Genomic DNA, 2904 nt, shown 5'->3' on the forward strand with positions numbered 1-2904 from the left:
TCTTCCCATTCGGGCGACAGTTGCAGCAGCGGGATCGTGCCATCGCTGCGCCGAAGCTCGGCCACCAGCTGAAACCCGAGCCGCTGGCGCACATGCTCGCAGATCGCCTCGGGGTTCTGCAATCCGCGGGATTCTGCGATGGCTTCAAGGATCAGCGGCAGGTTGCGGATCGAGACCCTCTCATCCAGCAGCAAGCGCAGCACGGCAAGCAGCAAATCGATCGGCACCTTGTCGGGGATAAGCTCGTCAAGCAGCTTGCGCGTGGATTCCGCGCGGAACGGATCGGAAAGGTTGACCGCTTCTTCCAGCAGTCGGCGCAGCGCGCGCAGGCTTAGCAGGCGGCCGAAATTGCGCTTGATGACTTCAAGCAGATGCGTGGCCAACACCTCGGTTGCGCCGACAACGGTAGAGCCGGCCAGCACAGCCTCCTCCTGCATTGTGGGTGCCACCCAACGCGCGCTGGCACCATAGACCGGTTCGCGCACATCGTCGCCGGGCGGAAGCAATTCGCGGTTGTCGGCGATCAGCGCCAGCACCCGATCAGGAAAAAGCTGGTCGCGCGCCTGTTCGACACCCTGAATGCGAATGCGGTATTCCCCGGGGCCGAGCGTGCTGTCATCGGTCAACCGCATTTCTGGCAGAATCAAGCCAAAGCTCGCGGCGACGTGGTTGCGCATATTGGTGATGCGCGCGTCGAGCCCGGTCGCCGGGTCGAGCACCATGGCGACCAGATTGGGCGCAAACTCTACATGGATCTCGTCGATATCCAACAGATCACCCAGCGAGCGGCGGCGCGGTGCGGCATCGGGTGCCGGCATTTTCATGGCTTCGCGCGCGGCAAGGCGGCGGGCGCTGCGTTCGATCATCGCCGCGGTCACGCCAAGAACCGCTGCACCAATGATGAAAGGCGCGAACGGCAAGCCCGGCACCAAGGCAAACAGCGCCATCAATACCGCTACCGTGGTCAACGCCGCGGGGTATCTGCCAAGCTGGCGAAATATCTCGATATCGACGGCACCTTTTGCCCCGCCGCGCGACAAAAGCAGAGCCGAGGCGATAGAAATGATGACCGCCGGGATTTGGCTTACCAACCCATCGCCCACGGTCAGAATCGCATAGGTCTCTAGCGCGCGCCCGAGTGGCATTCCGTGGACCGAGACGCCGATGATCAGCCCCATCACAAGGTTGAGCAGGGTAATCAGTAACCCCGCAACCGCATCGCCCTTCACGAATTTTGAAGCACCGTCCAGCGAGCCGAAAAAGGTTGTTTCTGCCTGTTCGCGTTCGCGCCGCGCTTTGGCCTCGGCATGGTCGATGGCACCCGCATTCATGTCGCTGTCGATGGCAAGTTGCTTGCCTGGCATCGCATCAAGCGCGAAGCGCGCGCCCACCTCGGCCATGCGGCCCGCACCCTTGGTGATGACGATGAAATTGACGATCAGGATGACGCCGAAAACAACCAACCCGATCAGCACCGAGCCGCCCATGATGAAAGATGCAAAACCTTCGATCACCTCGCCCGCGGCATTGGTGCCTGTGTGCCCCTCTCCGATGATGAGCTTTGTCGACGAGACGTTGAGGGAAAGGCGCAGCATCAGCGATGCGAGCAGGATCGTCGGGAAGGCAGAAAACTCGAGCGGCCGCTCGATGAATAGCGTCACCGTGAAGATCAAGATCGCAATCGCGAACGAGGTGGCAAGCCCGATATCAAGCACCCACGAAGGCATCGGCAGAATCATCATCACGATCACCGCCATCAGCGCCAGCGCCAGCAAAATGGTCGGTCGAAAAACAGTTTGGAGCGAGAAGGTCGGCATCACTGCAACAACGGTGCGGTCGTGGTGTGGAGCAGCCCCGTAGTGCTACCCGCGGCGCGTGGAACGAGAGAGCCGAGCCCGCCAGCATCGCCAGCTTGCAAAAGCGGAAATCGATTGACGCGCGGCTGCGGTTGCGTCGGTGCGCCATAGGCGGCAAGCACGATGTCTGGAATATCAGGAATATCCGGCATGGGTTGAGGAAGGGGGCCGGATGGAGCACCCCTCAAACCGGCAAGGATGGATTCGAACCGCGCCATGTAGCGGTTTGCATATTCGGGCGTGCGCGAGTGATAAGCACCCGCCGCATCGCGCCAATTGCCCTTTTCGGCGTAGAGCTCTAGCAAATGGTGCGCGGCATATTGTGCGTTTGCAAGCGGGTCGAACATCTGCTCGATCGAGGCGAAATGCGCGCCGTGCCATTTGTAGTTGATCTGAAAGCAGCCGATGTCAAAGCTGCGGGCTCCGCGCGCATAGGCTTCCAGCACAAAAGCGGTTGCCGAAGTCCGGTCTGCGAACCATGCAGCCTCGCCCTCCATATTCACGGCCCAAGGCCAGGCGCGATACGCGCCTTCAATCGTGCGGCCGGTTTCGGTCAGCGATATTGCGCGCATCACATCAAGCGGTACGCCGCTTTGCTGCGCGGCGATTTGTGTGACCTGCTCGCAGATTTCCCGCGCCAAAAGCGCGGCGCGGGCCGGAGATGTTACCAAAAGCACCGCCCAGAATAGCCCTACCAACACGCGCGCCATCAGGATTCTCCCGCCTAGTCGGGCACATACTGCGCCCATTGATAGGGTAGCGGCGAAGGGGTTGAGATTTGGTGACCAACTGCGGCGTATTCCCCTACCCAATGTCGCCCTAATTGATAGGCGTCTCGGCAAGCACCTGAGCAAGCGCCTCGCGAGCGGCGCGTGCGCTGGTCAGCAGCGCGCGCGAAGCGGCGAGCGGTGCCTCATCTGGCGGCGCAGGTGCGGCATCGGGGGTTGGGGTGCCAAGCCCGAAGGCTGCCAGCAACGCGCGCTGGGCGTCGGTGCCAAGCACTGCCGCCTCGGCCCATGCGCCAGCTGCCCATGCTTCTTCAGCGGCA

At 61.9% G+C, this 2904-nt stretch carries 3 protein-coding genes; all 3 read right to left on the bottom strand.

What is annotated here, in order from left to right; all coding sequences use genetic code 11:
* Positions 1–1817 (bottom strand): flagellar biosynthesis protein FlhA (locus ABY403_RS15175; protein ID WP_372841659.1); only part of this gene is annotated, 1817 nt, incomplete at its 3' end.
* Positions 1817–2566: a lytic transglycosylase domain-containing protein gene (locus ABY403_RS15180; protein WP_372841660.1), complete on the bottom strand. Its 750-nt coding sequence runs from the start codon at positions 2564–2566 to the stop codon at positions 1817–1819. The genes ABY403_RS15175 and ABY403_RS15180, both read right to left, overlap by 1 nt.
* Positions 2567–2675: 109 nt before the next feature.
* Positions 2676–2904, bottom strand: a 229-nt coding sequence (locus tag ABY403_RS15185; RefSeq protein ID WP_372841661.1) for a hypothetical protein, incomplete at its 5' end; no start/stop codon positions are given.

The sequence above is a fragment of the Phaeovulum sp. genome (assembly GCF_041596715.1).
Lineage (GTDB): Bacteria > Pseudomonadota > Alphaproteobacteria > Rhodobacterales > Rhodobacteraceae > UBA6213.